A 21,169-nucleotide genomic window follows, 5' to 3' on the forward strand; every position below is an offset into this window, starting at 1 on the left:
GCTCCTTGGTCGCCCCCGCTGAGGCTACCGTGTGGTGACAGTGGCGATAAGTTACAGCGGCGGGCCAATTCCGCGACGGGTTCACGAACCCGGACCGGTTCGGGCGATACGTGCCGGCTCGACGCAGATACTCGGAGGTTCCCATGACGGCAGTGGGGAACGGTGCACACACGGCCGGCCGGCCCACCCGCCTGCCCCGCTCGGCGCGCCGCAAGCAGCTGCTCGCCGCGGCCCAGGAGGTGTTCGTCGCACACGGCTACCACGCCGCCGCGATGGACGACATCGCCGAGCGGGCCGGCGTCTCCAAGCCCGTCCTCTACCAGCACTTCCCCGGGAAGATGGAGCTCTACCTGGCGCTGCTGGACACCCACTGCGACGCCATCGTGGCGAAGGTGCACGACGCCATGCGCGGCACCAACGACAACAAGGAGCGGGTCGGCGCCGCGGTGCGGGCCTACTTCGACTTCGTCGACCACGAGAGCGAGGCGTTCCGCCTGGTCTTCGAATCCGACCTGCGCAACGACCCGGCCGTGCGGCAGCGGGTGGAGCGGGTCGAGCAGGGCTGCATCGCGGCGATCACCGACACCATCATCTCGGACACCGGGGTGAGCCGGGCGCACGCCGAGCTGCTCGCGTCCGGCCTGGTCGGCGCCGCGGAGACCGCCGCGCAGTTCTGGCTGGCGGGCGGTCGGCAGGTGGCCAAGCCGGAGGCGGAAGCGCTGGTCGCGGCGCTGTCCTGGCGTGGCATCGCCAGCTTCCCGCTGCAAGGTGAGTCAGCCTGACCATCGCCCCGCCCGATCGGATAGCCTTCCCACGGTGGCTTTTTCGCCCCAGTTGAGGAGGCACAGTGGAGGTCAAGATCGGCGTGCAGTACGCGCCGCGGGAGCTGGTCCTGGAGAGCGCGCAGTCGCCGGCCGAGATCGAGCAGATCGTGACCGACGCCTTCGCCGGGAGCGAGGGCACGCTCTCCCTGACCGACGAGAAGGGCCGGCGGGTCATCGTGCCGGTCGGCAAGGTCGCCTACGTCGAGATCGCGGAGGCCTCGCCCCGCGCGGTCGGGTTCACCGTCCGCTGATCCGCGTCGCACCGGTCGCCGTGGCGGGGAGACCCGCCGCGGCGGCTCAGTTGTCCCGACCGACCGATCAGGTGGTCGGTCCGACGGTCAGTTGTGCGGCCTGACGGCTCAGTTGTGCGGCCTGACGGCTCAGTTGTTCAGCCCGACCGCCGACATCCGCGTGGCGTGCGCCTCGGTCAGCCGGCGCAGCACCGCCGGCACTTCGTCGCCGGCCCTGCCGAGCAATGCGGCGAGCGCGCCCCGGTCGGCGGCGGCGACGCGTCCGGCCTGCGAGAGCGCCTCGCCGAGCAGTCGACGCGCCCACATCGAGAGCCGTCCGGCCGCCCTCGGGTCCGCCTCGATGGCGGCCCGGATCTCGGTGGCGGCGAACTCGGCGTACCGGGAGTCGTGCAGGACGTCGAGCAGCAGCGCGCGGTCCGGCCCGGCCAGGCCGTCGGCGATCCCGCGCAGGAAGTCGTCGGTGATCGCGTCGCCCACGTACGCCTTGGTCACCGCCTCCGCCCAGTCCCGCGGCTCGGTCGAGTCGTGGTACGCCCGCAACGCCTCGACGTAGGGGGCCATCGCCTCCTCGGGGGTCACGCCCAGCGCGGTGAGGCGGTCGGTGAGCCACCGGTAGTGCGCCATCTCGCCCGCGGCCAGCTCGCTGAGCGTGGCGCGACGGCGCAGGTCGGGGGCGAGCCGGGCGTCGGCGGCCAGCCGGTCGAAGGCGAGCAGTTCGCCGTACGCGACGAGGCCGAACAGGCCGACGGCGGCGGAATCGGGGGCGGACACGAGCGCAGGCTACCGCCCACTTGCTGTGATGCAGGTCACAGGAAGCACCCCCGGCTGCCTGGCCGACACCTGGAATCGGGACGGCTCGGAGGCCGTTCAGGTAGGATGAAGCAGTTGCCGTGGGCACCGACCTGGCCAGCATCGCTGATCAGCACCGGTCCCCGGCGCGCGTGCGGCCCGGTCCGGCTCGGCGAAACCGCCCCCGACCGCGTGGCCCGCGTCAAACCGTCCGCGCCCTGAGGACATGAGGGGCGCACCACGAGAGGGCACCCCCACATCCACATGAGTGAGCAGAGCACAGGCCAGCCACTGGCCCCCACCGCTCCGGTTCCCCCGGAGGCACCCACATTCGCCGCGCTCGGCGCCCGCCAGGAGACCGTCGAGGCGCTCGCCGCCGCGGGCATCACCCGCGCCTTCGCCATCCAGGAGTACGCGCTGCCGATCGGGCTGCGCGGCGTCGACCTGATCGGGCAGGCCCCGACCGGCACCGGCAAGACGCTCGGCTTCGGCATCCCACTGCTGGAGCGGGTCTTCGCCCCGTCCGAGGGCAGCGACGGCGTGCCCCAGGCACTCGTCGTCGTCCCCACCCGCGAGCTGGGCATCCAGGTCGCCAAGGACCTCGACGCCGCCGGTCGCACCCGGGGTGTCCGGGTGCTGCCGATCTACGGCGGCGTGGCGTACGAGCCGCAGATCGAGGCGCTGCGCAAGGGCGTCGAGATCCTGGTCGGCACGCCCGGCCGCCTGCTCGACCTGCAGAAGCAGAAGCACCTGCGGCTCGACCGGGTCCGCGCGCTCGTCCTCGACGAGGCCGACCGGATGCTCGACCTGGGCTTCCTGGACGACGTCGAGAAGATCCTGGCGATGCTGCCGGAGGACCGGCAGACCATGCTGTTCTCGGCCACCATGCCGGACCCGATCGTGGCGCTGTCCCGGCGGTTCCTCCGCCGGCCGGTCACCATCCACGCCGGGCACACCGCCGAGACCGGCCCGTCGCCGCAGACCCAGCAGCTCGCCTACCGCACCCACTCGATGAACAAGGTCGAGATCGTGGCGCGGATCCTCCAGGCCGAGGGGCGCGGGCTCACCATGATCTTCTGCCGCACCAAGCGGGCCGCCGACCGGGTCGCCGAGGATCTCGACTTCCGCGGCTTCGCCGTGGCGGCCGTGCACGGTGACCTGGGCCAGGGTGCCCGGGAGCGGGCGCTGCGGGCGTTCCGCGCCGGCAAGATCGACACGCTCGTCGCCACCGACGTGGCGGCCCGGGGCATCGACGTCACCGGCGTCACCCACGTGATCAACTACGACTGCCCCGAGGACCAGGACACCTACACCCACCGGATCGGCCGCACCGGCCGGGCCGGGGCGACAGGTGTCGCGGTGACGTTCGTCGACTGGGACGACATGCCCCGCTGGCGCATCATCGACAAGACGCTCGGGCTGGACATGCCCGAGCCCCCGGAGACCTACCACACGTCCCCGCACCTCTACACCGACCTGGACATCTCCCCGGACGTCAGCGACACCCTGCCGACCGCCGCGCGTACCCGCGCCGGCCTGTCGGCCGAGGTCGAGGAGGACCTGGGCGGCGGCCGGTCCCGGCGGGACGGCCGGCGCGGTGACACCCGCGGCGACAGCCGCGGTCGCGGCGGGGACCGCCGACGTGGGCGTGGTGGCGAGACCGGCGGCGCACCCGCCGAAGGCGGAGCGACAGCGGTCGCGACGGACGAGGGCACCCGTACCCCGCGCCGGCGGCGTCGCCGCCGGGCCGGCGAGACGGTGGCCGGCGAGCAGCCGACCGTGGTCGCCACCGAGGGCGCGACGGAGCAGCCCACCGCCACCACCGCCACCACCGCTACCACCGTCGCCACCGTCGCCACCACTGACGGCGGCGACGAGACCGCGACCAAGCCGCGCCGCCGCCGGCGTCGCCGCAGCGGCGCCGGCGCCGGCACCGCCGAGTCCCCCACCACGGACTGAGCAGAGCACCCACACACGACGGCCCTCGGACCCGCTCCGGGGGCCGCTCCCTGTCCCCACCCCGGCACTCTCCTCGTCGATCATGAGGTTGGCGTCCGCCCGCCCGGCGTGTCGCGCCGCCAACCTCATGATCGACCGGGCGCGAGCGGGGGACGGCGGGCGGGGAGGCTTGCCGCACGGGAGGAGCAGGGATGCCGGAGGCGTTGGACGCGGCGCTGCGGGAGGTACGGGCACTGCTGCTCGACCCCGGTCTGACCCGGGCGGTGGCCGCCGGCCGGCAACGAGGACAGCGGCCCTCGGTGGTCCGCGCGGAACTGCGCCCGGTCACGCTGAAGGCCGGTGCGCGGTTGCAGATCGCCACCTCCGACGGCGCCCGACCGCACACCCGCAACGTCACCCCCGGTACGGAGGAGGCCGACACGGCCGTCGACGCGTTGCTCGCCGAGCCGTTCGGCAACTGGCACGTGGAGACCACCGGCACCACGCTCCAGCTCCGGGTCACCAAGTCCGGCGAGGCGCAGGTGCACCGCGCCAAGGCCAGCCGGACGGTCGCCGAGCCGGACGGACACGACCGGGCCAAGGACTGGCTGCTCGACCCGGGCGACCCGCTGTTCGCCGCGATCGGCGGCTCGGCGGCCAAGCGCCGCCAGGTCGACGCGTTCCTGCGCGCGCTGGCCGCGACGCTGCCGGACGACCTCACCGGCCCGCTGCGCGTGGTGGACCTGGGCTGCGGAAACGCCTACCTGACCTTCGCCGCCCACCGCTACCTGACCCGGCGCGGCCTGGACGTGACGTTGATCGGCGTCGACGTCCGGGAGGACCAGCGCCGCCGCAACACGGAACTGGCCGAACGGCTGGGCTGGGCCGACCGGGTCAGCTTCGTCGCCGGCACCATCGCGCAGGCCCCTGTCGAACCGGCCCCCGACCTGGTGCTGGCGCTGCACGCGTGCGACACGGCGACCGACGAGGCGTTGGCCCGGGCGGTGCACTGGGGCGCCCGCTGGGTGCTCGCCGCCCCGTGCTGCCACCACGACCTCGCCGCCCAGCTCCGGGCCCGGCCCGCGCCCGGGCCGGACGGACTACTCACCCGCCAGGGCATCCTGCGCGAGCGATTCGCCGACGTGCTCACCGACGCGCTGCGGGCCGGGCTGCTCCGGCTGCACGGCTACCGTGCCGAGGTGGTGGAGTTCGTCGACTCCCAGCACACCCCACGCAACCTGCTCATCCGGGCACGACGGACGGCCGGCTCGCCGACCGACGGCCAGCGGGCCGAATACCGCGAGCTGGTGGACCGGTGGGGCGTCACGCCCCGGCTGGAGACGCTGCTCGCCGCCCCGAACCCGAACCCGGCCTCGGTCTAGCGGCGCCGCTCGCCGCGGTTGCGGTCGCCGCGGTCCAGCGCCGACACCCGCTCGCCGGGGCCGCGGTTGGTGGCCCGATCGCTGTCCGGCGGAGCGGTCGGGAACGGGACCACCTTCGCCTGCTGCTGGTCGGAGTTGCCGACGGCGGCGAACGCGTTCCAGGAGATGTCGACAAGCAACCGCTTCAGCTCGGCGTGCCGGGCCGCGGCGTTGCGCTGGAGCGCCATCCGCGCGCCCAGCACCACACCGACCAGCGTGGTGCAGACCGCGCCGGTCGCGGCGATCAGGTGCACGCCCTCCGCCGGGTCGCCCCGCACCGCCAGCACCAGCAGCCAGATCCAGAAACCCAGCGCGAACACGCCGGCCTTCGCCACGAAGAAGAGGCTCACCGCGCCAGGACGGTGCGGAACGGGACGGTCCGGTTCGGCCATGCTGCTCCTCTGAAGTCACTGCCGGGGAGGATTCATTCAGCTTAGTTGACAGTCCGCAACTGTTCACGCTGCGTCGGTCCCGCCCACGGGACCTTCCGACCGATCAGTCAGTTACTTCTTCCCCCGGGCGTACTAGGCTCGGGGCGCAGAGCCGGGCGCACCGGCGGAAAGGGACAGCCGAGGAGGGATGGGCTCCGCAGAGGTTTCGCCGCAGATGGCCTTCGCACGGTTCGTGCGACGGGCCATCGACGACGCCCGCGAGGAGCGCGGCTGGACGGTGACCGACCTCGCCACCCACACCGGCGTCGGCCGTTCCACGGTGTTCCGCTGGCTGGCCGGCGACTGGCAGGACTATCCCGAGCTCGCCAAGGTGCGCGGCTTCTGCGCCGCCCTCGACCTGCCGGTGGCCGCCGCGTTCCGGGCCCTGGGCCTGCCCGACGCCGGGGCCGTGCCCCGCCGACGCGCCGCCGAGGACGGTCCGGTCGAGGCAGACGTACGGGTCATCCTGGAACGGCTGGCCGACCCGAACGTCCCCGCCGAGGAGAAGCACCACATCCGCGACCTGCTGCGCTACCTGGCCCGCCGACCGGTCCGCCGCGCCGGCTGACCGTACGAGCCGGCCGGTCAGGGCCGCCCACCACGACCACCTCCGGGTCGAGCAGGTCGTTCAGGACAGACACCGCACGTGCCGCCGGTGCCGGCTGAGGCACGGGCCAGCCCGGTCAGGCGACGGTCAGCGTGAACTCGGCGGTCCGCACCACGCCGCCGACCTGGAAGTCCAGGAACATCCGGTAGCGGCCCGGCCCGGGGGCGGTCAACCAGAACGTCACCGCGTCGCCGTCCCGCACCGGCTCCGGGTGCACGTGCAGGTAGCCGAGATCGCCTTCACGCAGCGCCACCAGGTGACCGAACGCGCCCAGGTAGGGCTCCAGGGCAGCGGCCGCGCCGCCGGCGTCGGTGACCCGGAACCGCAACGGCACCGACCGTCCCACCTCGGGCGTGCCGGCGTACCCGACGGTGAACCCGTCGACCGTGGCCGACGTCTCCGGGGCGGGCAGCGGCCGGGGCAGGTAGTCACCCGGCACGGCCAGGTCGGCACCGAGCACGGCAGCGACCTGCCGGCCGTCGTCGGCTACGGCGGTGAAGTCCGCGTACATCCGCCAGGCCCCCGGCGCGGTGGGCGTCAACGGCACCGACCAGGTGCCGTCGGCGGCCATCGTCGGGTGCAGGTGCCGGTAGCCGGTGAGGTCGCGGCGGACCACGATCACGTGCATCGGCTTGTCGTGCACGACGGCGAAGCGGGTCACCGCCCGACGGTTGTCGTCGCGGACCTGGAACCGCAGCTCACCGACGCGGCCGGCGGTCAGGCCCCCGGTCGACGGGACGAGCGTGTAGCCGGCCGAGCTGATCGACAGCCCGGTCGCGCCGTCGCCACCGCCCTGGGTGACCGTGGCTCCGTCGTGCGAGTGCGCGCCGGCGCCGGGCGCGTGCGAGTGGGCGCCACCGGCCGGGGCGGAGCCGCCCGCCGGGACCGTGCCGGCCGGAGCCGCGCCGCCGCCCGGGTTCGCCGGCGGGTTCAACCGGCCGAGCCCGAAACCGAGCAGCACGGCCAGCACCAGGCCGCCCACCACCAAAGCGAGCCGTACCGTGTCCCGGTCCACCACCGCCGGACCCGTCGCCGCGCCCGCGCCGCCGGAACCCGACGCGGAACCGCCGAAACCCGACACGGCACCGCCGGAACCCGACACCGGGCCGCCGATGTCGGACGCGGGACCGTCGGAGCCCGACGCGGGACCGCCCGAGCCAGGCCCCGGGCCGTCGATGTCGGGCGCGGGCTCGGCGAGGGACGGCGACTCAGGCAACGCCGCCGGCCAACTCGTAACCCGCCTCGTCGACGGCGGCGCGGACGGACTCCACCGGCAGCGGAGCCGCGCTGGTGACGGTGGCCGTGCCCCCGACCAGGTCGATCCGGACCTCCTCGACGCCCGGCAACGCGGACAGCTCCCCGGTCACCGCCCGGACGCAGTGTTCGCAGGTCATCCCGGTCACGGTGTACGTCTGGACGACGGGTCGCTGCTCGGTCATGGCCCCACGGTACCGCCGGCCCGGTCGCCCGCGGACGACGCCCGCGCGAACGGTGGCGTCGCTCGCACCCACCCCCAAGGCCGGGCCCCTTCTTAACGCATTTGGTAGAGGCGGGGGACCCGCTTGACGCCTACGCCGCAGCGCGCGGAGCGCGGTGTCAAGCGGGGGCCGTTCCTATGCAGAATGCGTTAACAGGGGGCCCGGCCTTGCACGTCAGCCGGCGAGGGCGAGGGCGAGGGGCAGCACGTCCGGCGCGCCGGCGCGGCGCAGCAGGCGCGCCACCATGGCCACCGTCCAGCCGGAGTCGACCAGGTCGTCGACGAGCAGCACCGGCCCGTCCAGCGCGGGCAGCGCGCCGGCCAACTCGTCCGGCAGGTGGAACGCGTCGTGCAGCGCGCGTACCCGCTGGGCGCTGTTGCCGCGCGGCCCGCCGACACCGGCCGGACCGGTCGGCACGACCACGCCGAGCAACGGCAGCCGGCCGACCGCGGCGATCCGCTCGGCCAGCGAGCCGACCAGCGTCGGCCGGTTCCGGGAGCCGACCGCGACCACGCCGGCCGGGCGGCGCGGCCACGGGTCGTCGCCGTGCGCCCACGCCTTCAGCACCTCGACGACCGCCGCCGCCACGTCGTCGGGCACCGGGCCGTCCGGCGCGTCCGGGCCGACCAGGCCCCGCAACCGCCCGCCCCACCCCAGGTCGGACAGGCGCCCCACGGCCCGCCCGGGCAGTGCCTGCTCCGCCGGGGGGATGCGACCCTTCAGGGGTACGCCGACCGCGTCCAACCCGGTCGGCCAGAGCTTCTTCGGCGCGATCTGGACGCCGGGGCGGCCGAGGAACGTCTGCGCGGCGGTGAGCGCCTCCGGTGAGACGTCCGCGTCGAACAGCGGGCCGGCGCAGTTGTCGCACCGGCCGCAGTCCTCCGCCCCGGTGTCGTCGAGCCCTTCCCGCAGGTAGCGCATCCGGCAGCGGGACGTGTCCGCGTACTCCCGCATGGCCCGCTGCTCGGCGGTGCGCGCGTCGGCGACGCGCCGCAACCGGGCCTCGTCGTAGGTCCACGGCTCGCCGGTGGCGAGCCAGCCGCCGCGCACCCGGCGGACCGCGCCGTCCACGTCGAGCACCTTGAGCATCAGCTCCAGCCGGGCCCGGCGCAGGTCGACGACCGGTTCGAGGGCCTGGGTGGAGATCGGCCGGTCGGTGTCGAGCGCGGCGAGCACGGCGCGGACCTGCTCCTCGGGCGGGAACGCGAGCGAGGCGAAGTACCGCCAGATGGCCGCGTCCTCGACGCCGGGCAGGAGCAGCACCTCGGCCTGCTCGACGGCGCGACCGGCGCGACCGACCTGCTGGTAGTAGGCGATCGGCGACGGCGGCGCGCCGAGGTGCACCACGAAGCCCAGGTCGGGCTTGTCGAAGCCCATGCCGAGCGCGCTGGTGGCGACCAACGCCTTGATCTTGTTGTCGAGCAGGTCCTGCTCGGCGGCGCGCCGGTCGGCGTCCTCGGCCTGCCCGGTGTAGGACGCCACCGACCAGCCCCGGCCGCGGAGGAACTCCGCCGTCTCGGTGGCCGCGGCCACGGTGAGCGTGTAGACGATCCCCGAGCCGGGCAGCCGGTCCAGGTGGTCGGCCAGCCAGGCCAGGCGGTGGGCCGGGCTCGGCAGATCGAGTACGCCGAGGCGCAGCGACTCCCGGTCCAGCGTGCCGCGCAGCACCAGCGCGTCACCGAGCTGCTCGGCCACGTCGCGGGTGACCCGGGCGTTGGCGGTGGCCGTGGTGGCGAGCACCGGCGTGCGCTCGGGCAGGTTCGCCAGGAACGTACGCAGCCGGCGGTAGTCGGGGCGGAAGTCGTGCCCCCAGTCGGAGACGCAGTGCGCCTCGTCCACCACCAGCAGCCCGGTGGTGGCGGCCAGCTTCGGCAGCACGCCGTCCCGGAAGTCCGGGTTGTTGAGGCGTTCCGGGCTGATCAGCAGCACGTCGACCGCCCCGGCGTGGATCTCGGCGGTGATCTCGTCCCACTCGTCCAGGTTGGCGGAGTTGATGGTGCGGGCCCGGATGCCGGCGCGGGCGGCGGCGTCGACCTGGTTACGCATCAGCGCCAGCAGCGGCGACACGATCACCGTCGGCCCGTGCCCGCCGCCGGACCGCAGCAGCGCGGTGGCCACGAAGTAGACGGCCGACTTGCCCCAGCCGGTGCGCTGCACGCAGAGCACCCGCCGCCGGTCGACGACCAGCGCCTCGATGGCGCGCCACTGGTCCTCGCGCAGCCGGGCGTGGTCACCCGCCAGCCGCCGCAGGACCGCCTCGGCGCGTTCCCGGACGGCATTCCGATCCTGGCTCATCCGGCATTTCTACCAGGGGCGGCCGACCACACCGGCGGGGCGGGCGACGGCTCGGGCGGCAGGAAGAGCAGCAGCTCGCGCAGCGGTTCGGTGGTCGACGACGGCAGGTGGCAGCGCCCGGCCAGTTCTTCCAGCGAGCCGTACGGGCCGCGCAGCCAGCGGTCCACCGCGATCTGGCGGCACTGCTCGGCGGTCAGCCCGGGGAGCGTCGCGAGCACCGGCTCGGGTACGACGTTGACGTCGACCAGACCGCCGTCGTCGTAGCCGCGGAGCAGGTCCGGGCGGCCGATGCGCAGTTCCGTCCGGGCGGCCGGATAGTGGTGCAGCAGGTGACGCGCCTGTTCCCGACGCAGCCGGCGCTGCTCGTCGCTGCGTTGTCGGCCGGTCCAGAACAGCGCGCCGAGGGCCGCCCAGAGCGCCGGGTTGAGCAGCAGCACGTGCCCGGCGCCGAGCAACCAGCAGACGCCCATCGCCCCGATCAGATACAACGCCTCCGCATCCGTCACCTCCTCGTTCGCCGGCATGTTGAGCGCGACGACGACCAGGATGAAGATGAGCAGGAAGTAGGTGACGCCGGCCAGGGCCAGCCGCCAGCTCCGCCGCCACAGCGCATACCCGAGGACCACGGCCCAGGTGAGCGACCCGAACGAGAGCAGCACGGTGGTCGTAGCGAAGACGGTCGCGGTGACCTGGACCCACGTCGGCGAGCGGCGCGGCGGGGCCTCCGGCGGCGGGTTGAGGGCGAGCAGAAGCGCGTGCGGGAGCGGGGCCGGTCCGGCCCAGCCGGCCGGGGGCGGCGTCGGGACAGCCGGGGACGGCGTCGGAACGGCCGGGGATGGAACGGGCGCGGGCACGGGTGCGGCCGACACCGGCGGCACGGGCTCGGGCGGCGGCACGGGCTCGGGCGGCGGCGACACGGGTCCGGGCCGCGCCGACGCGGGGGACGGCACTTCCGCGACGGACGGGAGCAGTGCCGGGTCGGCCTGGAGGATGCGTTGGTGCAGGGCCCGGAGCGGCTCGCCGGGCTCGATGCCGTAGTCGTCGCGCAGCAGGCCGGCGAAGTCCCGGTAGGCGGCCAGCGCCTCGGCCTGCCGGCCGCTGCGGTAGAGCGCCAGCATGAGCTGAAGACGCAGCCGCTCCCGGACCGGGAACTCGGCGACCAGCTCGACCAGCCGGCCCACCGCCTCGCCGTGCCGGCCGGCGGCAAGTTCCAACTCGGTACGCGTCTCCAGCGCGACGGCCCGCAGCTCGACCAGCCGGTGCCGGGCGGCGTCGAACCAGAGGCCGGCGAACCCGGTGAACGGCTCGCCCTGCCACAGCTTCAGCGCGGCGTCCGCCTCGGCCAGCGCCACCCCGGTTTGCCCGGCCGCCTGCGCCTGCCGGGCGTGCCGCACGCCCCGCTCGAAACGCGTCACGTCGACCGCCTCGGGGGCCACCCGCAGCAGGTAACCGGCGTCGGTGAGCGTGAGCACCTGGGCCGGCGTACGCGGTGACCGGTCGGGCTCCAGCACCCGGCGCAGACCGGCCACGTGCTTCTGCACCACGTTGGGGCCGTTCACCGGCGCTTCCTCGGGCCAGACCGCCTCGACGATCTGGCCGGTGGGGACCGGACGGCCTGCGGCGAGCAGCAGCACCGCCAGCACGGCGCGCTGCTTGGCCGGGCCCAGCTCGATGGGACGGTCGTCGTACCAGGCCCGCTGGGGGCCGAGGAGCTCGAAACGCAGCGCCTCTGACATGCGAGTTTCCGCCCCCGTACCCCCAGCCGTCGCCCGCCGTGGCCGACGGCAGTCGGACGGCAGCATATCGGCAGTGGGGCGACGGTGGCGGCCTGCGATGCTTCGCCGGCAACAACCACCTCGGAAAGTGAGTCGAACAAGATGACGCAGCGAAACGGCACCGCCGCGACCGTCCGGCGGATCGTGCTCCGCGCGGCCGCCGTGCTGGCCACCACCGCCCTGGCCGCCGGGTGCGGCGCCGGGGACACCTCCGAGGGCGCCGGTCCCGCGCCGGCCCCGTCGGCCGACCCGAAGACCGCCCTGCTGGCCGCCGTGCCGACCGAGCAGGACCCGGCGTTCCGGTTCCTGCTCCAGGACGGCACCGACAGGTTCGCCGGCGTGCTGGACCCGGCCACCGAGGCCATGGACCTCGCCATCAAGCAGCAGAACGACGACCCGAAGTTCACCATGGACATGACGTTCCGGTGGATCGACACGGACCTGTGGATGCGGGTCAAGCTGACCGGGCTCCCCGGCCTGCACGAGATGCTCAAGCTGCCGAAGCGCTGGATGGCGATGGACCGCGACAAGCTGAAGGACGCGTCCAGCGTCCCGGCCTACCAGGGCGCCGACCCGGGCAACACCGCCGCCGTCATCCGGACCGCGGACACGGTCGAGGACAAGGGCGACGGTACGTACACCGGGCTGGCCGACCTGACCGACAACGCCGACGTGCAGAGCACGTTCGAGAACGTGGACCTGAAGGCGCTGGGCGAGGCGGGGAAGAAGGTGCCGTTCACCGCCGTCGTCGGCGCGGACGGCAACCTGACCTCGCTGACCCTGGACGTGCCGGCGGCCGGCAAGCAGAAGGCGATGAAGCTGGTCACGAAGTACTACGACTACGGCAAGGCGCCGAAGATCGCCGCCCCCACCGGGGACCAGGTGCAGAAGGCGCCGTCCTCGGCGTACGAGATGCTCAACGGCTGACCCACGACCTGCGCGACGGGCGGTGGCCACACGGGGGGGCCGCCGCCCGTCGCGGCGTGTCAGCGGCGCGGGCGGAGGGCGGCCACCAGGGGCGCCAGGCGGGAACGCAGGCTGGCCAGGCCGCCGGGGAAGAAGTAGACCGCCAGGATGAAGACCGTGCCCAGGACGAACAGGGGCTGGCTGAGCGGGTGGCTGAGGAACGCGGGCAGGCTGTTCACCGCGTCGCTGCTGCCGAACGCGGTGAGCCGGTGGTCCAGGTACATGTAGAGGACGCCGCCCAGCACCGGCCCCCACCGGGTGCCCGGGCCACCGAGCACCACCATCACCAGCAGCGACAGCGTCAGCTCGGACGACGTGATGTGCGGGCTGGCGCCGCCCACGATCAGCACGTAGACCACCCCGCCGGCGCTGGCCAGGCCGCCGGCCAGCGTGAACGCGACGAGCTTGAACCGGTACGGGTCGAGCCCGAGCACCCCGATCCGCCGCTCGTCGTCGCGCAGCCCGGCCAGCACCCGCCCGGTCGGCGAGCCACTGACCCGGTGCACCACCAGCACCACCAGCGCCAGGTACGCCAGCGCCAGCCAGTAGAGGTTGACCGTGTTGGTGACGCCGACGAGCGCCGACGGCAGCCCGGACACGTCCAGCGGCAGGCCCTCCTCGCCGCCGGTCAGCCCGCCGAAGTCGCGGGCCACCAGGATCGCCCCGACCTGCGCGAACGCCAGCGTCACCATGGCGAACGCGATGCCCACGGTGCGCAGCGCCACCGCGCCGAGCAGCGCGGCCAGCGTGGTGCCGCCGGCCACGGTGAGCACGCCGGCCTGCCACAGCGGCAGCCCGGCCTTGGTGACCAGGATGTCGGTGCCGTAGACGCCGGCGGCGAAGTAGAGCGCGTGCCCGAAGGAGAGCATGCCGGTGCGCCCGAACAGCAGGTCGTAGCCGGCCGCGAGCCCACCGAAGACCAGGCAGATGGCGAGCAGTTGCAGCGTGCCCGGCGAGTTCAGCGGCCCCTCGAAGATGCCGGGCAGGTTCACCGTCGAGTACGGCAGGACCGCGGCCACCACCAGCGCGACAAGCGGCAGGTACGGACGCAGCCCGTGCCAGCGGGAGCGCCCGGGGGTCAACTCGTCGGGCACCGTGGCCGGCGGCGCGGGCACCTCGGCACTCTTCACCTCGGTCATGCGTGAGCCACCTTTCCGGCCAGGCCCTGCGGACGCAGCAGCAGCACCACGGCGAGCAGGCCGACGACGCACAGGTCGCCCAGCCCGGACGTGCCGTAGTAGTTGACGAACTGTTGCAGCAGCCCCACCGCGACCGCCGCGTACGCGGAGCCGACGACCGAGCCCATTCCGCCGATCACCACCACGATGAACGCGAAGATCAGCAGCGAGCCGCCCTGGCCGGGTGAGACGGTGCCGAAGTAGACGCCGCCGAGCGCGCCGGCCAGCGCGGCGGCGGCCCCGCCGATCGCGAAGACCAGCGTGAACGCCTTGCGCACGTCGATGCCGAGCGCGGTCACCATCTCCCGGTTCTCCACGCCGGCCCGGATGATCAGGCCGTACCGGGTCCAGCGCAGGAACGCCAGCAGCGCGCCGAGCACCAGCACCGCGGCGACGATCAGCAGCAGCCCGGCGTTCGGCACCTGCGCGCCGAGCACCGCTGTCACGTTCCGGCTCCAGTCGGGGCGCGGGAACGTGCGCGGGTCCGCGCCCCAGGTGGCCTGGAGCAGCGCCACCCCGGCCAGCGACAGGCCGACGGTGACCAGCACCTGTTCGATGGTGCGGGAGTAGAGCGGCCGGATCAGCACCAGCTCGACAAGCACCGCGACCAGCGAGCCGGCCAGCACGCCGAACAGCACCGCGACCACGAAGCCGAACCCGTCCGGCCCGGCGCCGGGCAGGTTGCCGGCCGCCCACCAGGTCGCGTACGCGCCGACGCCGAGGAACAGGCCGTGCGCGAAGTTGAGCACGTCGGCGAGGCCGAAGACCAGGGACAGGCCGGACGCGACGAGGAAGTAGAGCGCCGCCAGGCCGAGCCCGGTCAGCGTCAACAGGACCACGGTGTTCACGAGTGCACCTCCGCCGAACCCACCCCGAGCAGCGACTTCGTCAGCGCGGTCTCCAGCAGCAGCTCGTGGGCGTCGCCGGTCCAGGCGACCCGGCCGGCGGAGAGCACCACCGCGTCGGACGCCAGCCGTCGCACCACCGCCAGGTTCTGCTCGACCAGCAGCACCGGCACGGATTCCGCGACCCGTTCCAGCACCTCGGCCACTTCGGTCACCACCTTCGGCGCCAACCCCTTGGTCGGCTCGTCGACCAGCAGCAGCCGGTTGTCGTTGAGCAGCACCCGGCCGATGGCGAGCATCTGCTGCTGCCCGCCGGAGAGCGAACCGGCCCGTTGCCGTCCGCGCCGGTCCAGCTCCGGAAAGAGCGCGAAGACCTTGTCGTACGCCGGGGTGGTGCCCCGCCGCTCGGCCAGCCGCAGGTTCTCCGCGACGGTGAGCCCGGCGAAGACGCACCGGTCCTCCGGCACGTAGCCGAGCCCGTCGCGGACCAGCCGGTGGGTGGGGCGGGCGAGCAGGCTCCGCGCGCCCATCCGCACCGTGCCGCGCACCTCGCCGCCCCGGGGGGTGAGCCCGACGATCGCGCGCAGCGTGGTGGTCTTGCCGACGCCGTTGCGCCCGAGCAGCACGGTCACGCCGGTCGGCGCCACCTCGAACGACACGCCCTGGAGGATGTGCAGCCCGGCGATCCGCACGGACAGGCCCTCCACGCTCAGGACAGGTTCACTCACAGTGCCGCCCGTCGTTCGCGACTGCGGGGCTCGCAAACCCGGCTCACTCCTCGCGCTCACAGTGACTCCCCCAGGTACGCCTCCTGCACGGTGGCGTTCGCCATCACCGTGTCCGGGGTGTCGCAGGCCAGCAGCGCGCCGTGGTGCATCACGGCGATCCGGTCGGCCAGTTCCAGGATCACGTCCATGTGGTGCTCCACCATGAGCACCGCCCGGCCGCTGTCCCCGGTCAACGACTTGATCACGCGGACCAGCTCCGGCACGTCCTCGGCGCTCACCCCGGCCATCGGCTCGTCCAGCAGCATCACCCGGGGCTCCCCGGCGAGCAGCAGCGCGATCTCCAGCTTGCGTTTCTCGCCGTGGGCGAGCGTGCCGGCCAGCGCCGTACCCCGGTGGTGCAGGCCGACCCGGTCGAGCGCCGAGTCGGCGGCGGCGGCCACCTCCCGGTCGGCCGCCGCCCGCCGCCACAGCTTCATCGAGCCACCCCGGTGCGCCTGTACGGCGAGCCGGACGTTCTCCCGGACCGTCAGCGAACCGAAGACCGAGGACGCCTGGAAGGTGCGCCCCAGACCGAGCCGGGCCCGCCGGTGCGGCGGGAGCGTGGTGACGTCCGCGCCGTCCAGCAGGATCTTTCCTTCGGTGGGCCGGCGCAGGCCGGTGATCAGGTTGAACAGCGAGGTCTTGCCGGCGCCGTTGGGCCCGATGACGCCGAGGAACTCCCCCGGCGCCAGATCGAGGTAGACGGAGTCGACGATGGCGACCTCACCGATCCGCCAGGTCAGACCGCGGGTGGCGAGCATCGGTCAGCCCTTCATCTGCGCGACCGGCGGCGCGCTCTCGTCACCGGTGAGCGTCTTCTGCGCGGTGGCCGTGAACGCGGTGCCGCTGCCGGTGAGCTTGGCCTGGTACATCGGCTGGAGCAGCGCGTGGTCCTCGGCGCGGATCTTCATGGTGCCCTTGACGCCCTCGAACTCCCAGCCCTCCAGCGCGGTGACCATCTTCGCCACGTCGTCGCCGCCCTCCTGCACCGCGCGCACGACCATCTGCGCGGCGGCGAACCCGTCCGGGTGGAACAGGTCGAGCGTGCCGCCGGAGATCTTCGCCTTGGCGGCCTTGGCGGCCTCGGTGTCGCTGGCCCCGTCGAAGTAGTGCGACAGGAACGAGATCTTGCTGCCGGCCGCGCCGAACGTCGGCCAGGAGGCGCGGATGTCCAGCCCGGTGACGACCGTGGTGGCGGCGAGCACGCCCTGCTGGTCGAGCGTCTGCCACATGGCGCCGGCGGTGGTGCCGGCCCAGGCGACGAAGAGCAGGTCCGGCTTGGCGGCCTTGATCTGGCTGGCGAACGGCGTGAACTCGGTGGCGCTGGCCGGCGCGCGGACGCTGCTCACGGTCGCGCCGGCGCCGCCGATCACGGCCTTCACGGCGGCCTCGTTGGCGTCGCCGAACGCGCCGTCCTGGGCGAACACCACGACCTTCTTGCCGGCCGCGTCGCCGATGAACGACTTGGCGGTCACCACGTCCTGCCAGGACTGCCGGCCGGAGCGGAACGTGTACTTGTTCGCGCCGGTGACCGCGTCGGTGGCGGCCGGGCCGGAGATGAACAGCACCTTGTTCTGCGCCGCGATCGGGGCCACCTGGAGCGCCACCCCGGAGGAGGTGGACCCGGCGATGATCTTCGTGCCCTTGCCGATCAGGTCCTTGGCGGCGGAGACGGCCTTGGCCGGGTCGCCCGCGTCGTCGGCCTCGCTCAGCTCGATCTTCCGGTCACCGACCTTGCCGGTGCCCTTGGTGGCGAAGTCGAGGCCGGCCTTGAACCCCTCGATGTACTGCTTGCCGTAACTGGCCAGCGGCCCGGACTGGGAGTAGACCAGGCCGACCTTGACCGGCGCGGCGTCGCCGCCGCCGGAGGCGGTGTCCTGCGGGCTGCCACACGCCGTGGCGGCCAACGCGGCCGCCATCATCGTGGCGGCGGAAAGGAACACCCGTCGCGTGTGCCGGATCGTCATTGCGACTCCAGGTGAGGACAGGAGGATTGTCAGTTGTCGGCTCACGCTAGAAGTGACGTCACCCACGAGCTATGTGGTCGACGCACACAAGTGCCCGGGACGGGATGGCCGCACGTTACAACCCCGGACACCGGCACGTAACCCGGCCGACCCGGGATGGTCCGCCCCACCACGCGGAACGCGGCCACGGTGTCGCCCCCGCCCATCGCGCCCCGCGTACGCGCGGCGGCCCGGCGGGGAACTCCCCGCCGGGCCGCCCGGTCAGCCGGTCACCGGCCGACGCCTCCTCCTCACATCGTCCGGCGTCGCCGCCAACCCAGGACGGTCAGCACCACACCGGCCGTCGTCGCCAGCGCGCCACCACCGATCAGTCCGGTCAGCTTCATGCCGGTGACCGGCAGGTGCTTGCCCGGGTGGAACGGCGGGAACGGCTTCGCCGCCATCCGGTTCGTGAAGGTGCAGGTGATGTCCTGCCCCCGCGCCGGGGTGACCACGCCGTCCACCACCGGCACCCGGGTGTCGGCGCCGGTCAGCACGCACTCCGGCGGCCCGGCCTGCTGGTAGCCCTTCGGACCACCGGACTCGCTCAGCCGGTAACCCACGCCGACCTGCACCGGCACCGAGGTGACCTCGGGGCTGCCGGACGGGCCGCTGATCGGGGTCGCCGCGTTGGTCGGTGCCGCGGTCAGCGTCCACTCGGTCGGGGCGGCCTTGCCCCAGACCTTCTTGACCAGGGTCAGGTGTGCCCCGTTCGGGTCGAGCTGACCGTTGCGCCAGGTGCAGGTGTACGCGCGGTCCGCGGCCGGGGTGAGCACGTTGCCCGGTGTGGGCGCCGGCTCGCCGGTGTCGTTGAAGACGCAGCGCAACTCCGTCAGCTCGTACCCGGCCGGACCGCCGCTCTCGCTGAGGCCGTACGGCACGCCGGCCGTCACCTCGACGTCGGTCACCGCCGGCTCGCCGCTGCGCCCGCTGACCGGGTTCGCGCCGGAGCCTTGCGGCGGGGTGGCGCTGAGCACCCAGTCGGTCGGCTTCGCCGTGCCACCGAAGGTGTTCGCCACCTCCTTGACCAGCGTGACCCGGCCGGTGGCCGGCGGCACGGGCACGTCGGCGTTGACGAACGTGCAGGTGATGTCCTGCCCGAACGTCGGCGTCAGCACGTTGCCGGGCGTCTCGACCGGCGTGGAGGTACCGGTCAGCACACAGGTCGGCGTGCCGACCTGCTCGTATCCGGCCGGGCCGCCGCTCTCGGCGAGCGTGTACGCGAGATTCGGGTTCACCGCCGCCCCGGTGACGGCGGGTTCACCGCTGCGGCCGGTGACCGGCGTGGCGGTCCCGGCCGGCGGGGTGGCGCTGAGCACCCAGTCGGTCGGCTTCGCGGTGCCGCCGTGGGTGTTGCGCACCTCCTTGACCAGGGTCACCCGTGCCGGCTGGGCCTGGTTGACCGCGACGCAGACCACGGTCTGGCCGATCTGCACGGCCACCTGGCCGTTCTCGCCGCCGAAGTCGGGGTTGACGCCCGGTCCGCTGCGGTCGCGGACCCCGCAACTCCAGCTACCGGTGGCCGGCGGCTCGATCACCGCGCCCGGCACCACGGTCTGGGTGAAACCGGGAACGGTGCTCTCGCCGAGCGAGTAGACGGCGCCCTCGACGACCGGGTGGGCCGGGTCGCCGCTCTTCACCGTGAACCCGTTCGGCCCGTACGCGGTCAGGTCCCAGGCCGTCGCCGGCGGCGCGGGCGGACCGTACGGATTCTGCACGGACTTGGCCAGGATCAGCTTCGTCTCGCAGGTCACCGTGTTGGTGATCTGGTAGGTGTTGGTGCCGGCGGCGAGCGTCTGCGCACCGAGGTCGCCGCTGGCCGTGTTGGTGCACCCGGGCGGCAGCGCGGTGATGGTCTCGTCGATGACGACCGACTGCCCCGCCTGGAAGGTGCTGTACGCGACGCCCCAGGCCGGCTGGTCCACGCCGGGCAGCACCAGCGCGGCCTGGATGGAGACGTCCTGCTGCGGCTCGGGGACGCTCTGCCCGTTGACCACCCAGGTCTTGTTCACCACCACGGTCGCCGGCTGCGGCTCGGCCTGGTTGATCACCACGCAGGCCACCGCGTCGTTGGCCAGCGCGTTGACGCTGAACCCGAATTCGCCGTTGTTGGCCACCAGGACCGGTTGGCCGCTGGCCGTGCAGGTGGCGTTGACGCCGTCCTGCTGGACCAGCGAATATCCGGCCTGCGGGGTCTCCGCGATCGCCACTGCCCGGCTGGGCTGCCCGTTCAGGTCGACGGCGAGGTTGACCGCGCCGGTGGAGGTGTCGGTGACGGCGCTCGGCGGGGTCACGCCGGTGCTGCTCGACGAGATGGTCCAACCACCGGTCGGCTGCGGGTCTCCGCCGCCCGGCGGGATCACCATCTTGACCACGCTGACCGTGCCCCGGCAGTTGTCCAGGGCGAGTTCCCGGAAGACGGCGGCGAGCTGGTCGTAGTCGGTCTGGTAGTAGTCCGAGTTGGCGACCGGCCCGGAGATCGCGACCAGGTTGTCGGGCGCGCCGGAGACGCCGGCGCCCACACCGACCGCGACGACCCGGGTCCCCTTGGCCTTGACCGCGTTGGCGGAGAAGATGCCGTTCTCCACCTCGACGAACCGGGTGAAGCTACCGGTTCCCTGGACCGGCGGCGGGCCGTACACGGTGGGGTTGCCGTCGGTCAGGATGATCACGGCGTCGTAGTCGTAGGGCGCGGCGGCGATCTGCCACAGCCCCTGGTCCCAGTTGGTGGTGCCACCGGCGGTGAGGCCGTTGATCGCCGCCTTGACCGTGTTCGCGCCGCTCTGGTCGGAGACCGGGATCGGGTTGAGCACCGCGGAGGCGTCGGTCGCGAACGTGTAGAGCGCGACCTGGGACGGGGTGCCGGTCAACGCGTCGACGAAGCCGTTCGCCGCGTTCTTGACCACCGGCAGGTCGGGCCGGATCGACCCGGACACGTCGATCAGCAGCGCGACGCGCAGGCCGCAGGAGGCGGGCAGGGCCGGGTTGTCCCGCTCGTCGGCCCACACCGCGCCACGTGCGGTCCGGTTCGTGTTTCCGGTGGTCACCGCCGGGAAGGTGTACGTCAGGTTGTTGGCCACCGCCCCGGTGAACACCCCGTTGTACGGCGTGGACTGGTAGGGCGCGCTGCCGCCGTTGCCGGTGACCAGGCTGTCGACGATCCGCCAGCCGCTCGGCGCGCTGCGCTCGACGATCCAGTAGCCCTGGTTGGTGCCGGTCCGTCCCGGCACGTCGACCGAGCACTTGCCGCTGGCGTCGGTGGTGCAGGACGCGTCCGGCGTGGCACCCGGACCGGGCCGGGTCCCGCTGACGCCCGCGTAGAAGTCGAAGGTGGCGCCGGCCAGCGGCCCGACGGTCTGTTCGCCGGTGCGGTCGCCGCCCTTGTTGACGACGAGCGTCGCGTTGTTGGCATCGGCGGCGCGCGCCGGCGTCGCCGCATGCGGTCCCACCAGCGGCACCAGGCCGCCCACCAGAGTCAGGACGGCGGTCGCGCACCAGCGGCGCCGCCCACGTGTCATCGTGAGAATGGACATTCACAACCCCCGTACATGCCTGCCCTTGGTCGCAGGACAACCAGGTCAGTATTGGGGCATATGTC

The 21,169-nt window shown here is 73.5% G+C and carries 18 protein-coding genes; 6 read left to right on the forward strand and 12 right to left on the reverse strand.

Features of this window, described 5'->3' with window-relative positions; all coding sequences use genetic code 11:
- Positions 1-143 precede the first annotated feature (143 nt).
- Positions 144-782 (forward strand): TetR/AcrR family transcriptional regulator, encoded by a 639-nt coding sequence (locus OG767_RS28840; protein ID WP_107161786.1) that lies wholly within the window; start codon positions 144-146, stop codon positions 780-782.
- A 65-nt stretch (positions 783-847) separates the two neighbouring features.
- Positions 848-1,075: a DUF3107 domain-containing protein gene (locus OG767_RS28845; RefSeq protein WP_107161788.1), complete on the forward strand. Its 228-nt coding sequence runs from the start codon at positions 848-850 to the stop codon at positions 1,073-1,075.
- A gap of 129 nt (positions 1,076-1,204) precedes the next feature.
- On the opposite strand, the gene OG767_RS28850 is transcribed toward OG767_RS28845, so the two are convergent.
- On the reverse strand, positions 1,205-1,846 hold the full coding sequence (locus tag OG767_RS28850; protein WP_405091288.1) for a ferritin-like fold-containing protein: 642 nt from the start codon (positions 1,844-1,846) through the stop codon (positions 1,205-1,207).
- 282 nt (positions 1,847-2,128) lie between these two features.
- On the opposite strand from OG767_RS28850, the gene OG767_RS28855 reads away from it, so the two are divergent.
- Positions 2,129-3,823, forward strand: a complete 1,695-nt coding sequence (locus OG767_RS28855) for a DEAD/DEAH box helicase (RefSeq protein WP_405091289.1) — start codon at positions 2,129-2,131, stop codon at positions 3,821-3,823.
- A gap of 191 nt (positions 3,824-4,014) precedes the next feature.
- Positions 4,015-5,184 (forward strand): class I SAM-dependent methyltransferase, encoded by a 1,170-nt coding sequence (locus OG767_RS28860; protein WP_405091290.1) that lies wholly within the window; start codon positions 4,015-4,017, stop codon positions 5,182-5,184.
- Here the strand turns inward: OG767_RS28860 and OG767_RS28865 are convergent.
- On the reverse strand, positions 5,181-5,615 hold the full coding sequence (locus OG767_RS28865) for a hypothetical protein (protein WP_405091291.1): 435 nt from the start codon (positions 5,613-5,615) through the stop codon (positions 5,181-5,183). The genes OG767_RS28860 and OG767_RS28865 overlap by 4 nt on opposite strands.
- A 187-nt stretch (positions 5,616-5,802) precedes the next feature.
- Here OG767_RS28865 and OG767_RS28870 point away from each other — a divergent pair, with 187 nt between their 5' ends.
- Positions 5,803-6,222, forward strand: a complete 420-nt coding sequence (locus tag OG767_RS28870) for a helix-turn-helix domain-containing protein (RefSeq protein ID WP_107161798.1) — start codon at positions 5,803-5,805, stop codon at positions 6,220-6,222.
- Between the two features lie 115 nt (positions 6,223-6,337).
- On the opposite strand, the gene OG767_RS28875 is transcribed toward OG767_RS28870, so the two are convergent.
- From OG767_RS28875 to OG767_RS28890, 4 genes are all read right to left on the reverse strand, one after another.
- Entirely contained in the window at positions 6,338-7,279 is a 942-nt protein-coding gene (locus tag OG767_RS28875; RefSeq protein WP_405091292.1) for a hypothetical protein, read from the reverse strand.
- A gap of 190 nt (positions 7,280-7,469) precedes the next feature.
- A complete protein-coding gene (locus tag OG767_RS28880) occupies positions 7,470-7,700 on the reverse strand; it encodes a heavy-metal-associated domain-containing protein (protein WP_107161800.1) in 231 nt (76 codons plus the stop codon).
- Between the two features lie 213 nt (positions 7,701-7,913).
- A complete protein-coding gene (locus tag OG767_RS28885; protein ID WP_405091293.1) occupies positions 7,914-10,034 on the reverse strand; it encodes a DEAD/DEAH box helicase in 2,121 nt (706 codons plus the stop codon).
- The gene (locus OG767_RS28890; protein WP_405091294.1) at positions 10,031-11,770 is read right to left on the reverse strand and encodes a BTAD domain-containing putative transcriptional regulator; all 1,740 of its coding nucleotides are present in this window, start codon (positions 11,768-11,770) and stop codon (positions 10,031-10,033) included. Before OG767_RS28890 ends, OG767_RS28885 begins: the two co-directional genes overlap by 4 nt.
- Before the next feature lie 141 nt (positions 11,771-11,911).
- Here OG767_RS28890 and OG767_RS28895 point away from each other — a divergent pair, with 141 nt between their 5' ends.
- Entirely contained in the window at positions 11,912-12,736 is an 825-nt protein-coding gene (locus OG767_RS28895) for a hypothetical protein (RefSeq protein ID WP_405091295.1), read from the forward strand.
- Positions 12,737-12,795: 59 nt separating this feature from the next.
- Here the strand turns inward: OG767_RS28895 and OG767_RS28900 are convergent, their stop codons facing one another.
- The 6 genes from OG767_RS28900 to OG767_RS28925 form a co-directional block, all read right to left on the reverse strand.
- The gene (locus tag OG767_RS28900; protein ID WP_405091296.1) at positions 12,796-13,914 is read right to left on the reverse strand and encodes a branched-chain amino acid ABC transporter permease; all 1,119 of its coding nucleotides are present in this window, start codon (positions 13,912-13,914) and stop codon (positions 12,796-12,798) included.
- Positions 13,911-14,801, reverse strand: a complete 891-nt coding sequence (locus OG767_RS28905; RefSeq protein ID WP_405091297.1) for a branched-chain amino acid ABC transporter permease — start codon at positions 14,799-14,801, stop codon at positions 13,911-13,913. The genes OG767_RS28900 and OG767_RS28905 overlap by 4 nt, the downstream gene beginning before the upstream one ends.
- Positions 14,798-15,526, reverse strand: a complete 729-nt coding sequence (locus OG767_RS28910) for an ABC transporter ATP-binding protein (RefSeq protein ID WP_405091298.1) — start codon at positions 15,524-15,526, stop codon at positions 14,798-14,800. Before OG767_RS28910 ends, OG767_RS28905 begins: the two co-directional genes overlap by 4 nt.
- 56 nt (positions 15,527-15,582) lie before the next feature.
- The gene (locus OG767_RS28915) at positions 15,583-16,326 is read right to left on the reverse strand and encodes an ABC transporter ATP-binding protein (RefSeq protein ID WP_405091299.1); all 744 of its coding nucleotides are present in this window, start codon (positions 16,324-16,326) and stop codon (positions 15,583-15,585) included.
- A 3-nt stretch (positions 16,327-16,329) separates the two neighbouring features.
- Complete coding sequence (locus OG767_RS28920) at positions 16,330-17,532, reverse strand: substrate-binding domain-containing protein (RefSeq protein WP_405091300.1); 1,203 nt, start codon at positions 17,530-17,532, stop codon at positions 16,330-16,332.
- Positions 17,533-17,822: 290 nt separating this feature from the next.
- Positions 17,823-21,089, reverse strand: a complete 3,267-nt coding sequence (locus OG767_RS28925) for a VWA domain-containing protein (RefSeq protein ID WP_405091301.1) — start codon at positions 21,087-21,089, stop codon at positions 17,823-17,825.
- Between the last annotated feature and the right edge of the window lie 80 nt (positions 21,090-21,169).

The sequence above is a fragment of the Micromonospora sp. NBC_01392 genome (assembly GCF_045040125.1).
GTDB lineage: Bacteria > Actinomycetota > Actinomycetes > Mycobacteriales > Micromonosporaceae > Micromonospora.